This window comes from Stenotrophomonas maltophilia group sp. RNC7, from assembly GCF_030910085.1.
In the GTDB taxonomy this organism is placed as follows: Bacteria; Pseudomonadota; Gammaproteobacteria; order Xanthomonadales; family Xanthomonadaceae; genus Stenotrophomonas; species Stenotrophomonas sepilia.
This window is the reverse complement of record NZ_JAVFVN010000723.1, coordinates 1-501: the sequence shown is the minus strand read 5'-3', so window position 1 is coordinate 501 and position 501 is coordinate 1. Positions and strand designations below refer to the sequence as shown.

At 54.5% G+C, this 501-nt stretch carries 1 protein-coding gene; it reads right to left on the bottom strand.

Going from position 1 to position 501, the window contains the following annotated elements; all coding sequences use genetic code 11:
• The coding region (locus RCF13_RS15995; protein ID WP_308141335.1) for a condensation domain-containing protein at window positions 1-473 on the bottom strand (473 nt) is incomplete at its 3' end.
• Between the last annotated feature and the right edge of the window lie 28 nt (window positions 474-501).

Sequence of the window (501 nt, the reverse complement as noted above, 5' to 3'; positions counted from 1 at the left end):
AGTCGGTTCGCCTGCTCGTTTAACTCCCGGTACGTTATCTCTCTTTGCTCATGAACAACCGCTACGTGGTCCGGACAGCGCTCAGCCTGCTCCTCGAATAGCTCATGGACCGTGCGATCCCGGGGGTACGGTGTCCCCGTCGCATTGAATTCCACCAGCAGTTGACGACGTTCTTCTTCCGTCAGCATCCCGATATCCGCCAGTTTGATTCCGGGTTCCCTCGTAATCTCTTCCAAAATATTGGCGTAATGCCGATACAATCGCTCTACCGTCTCCCGTTTGAATAAGGTCGTTGCGTATTCCAATATGAGCCGGATGCCTTCCTCTTCTTCGATAGCATGAAGCGTAAGGTCGAATTTGGCGCTCTCGTGCTGAAGCTGATAGGGGATCGCCTGCGCCTCGCCAAGCCGCAGCGTCCCGCGTTCCGTATTTTGCAGGACGAACATCGTATCGAACAGTGGGTTCCGGCTCATGTCCCGCGCTATATTCAACTCCTCCACT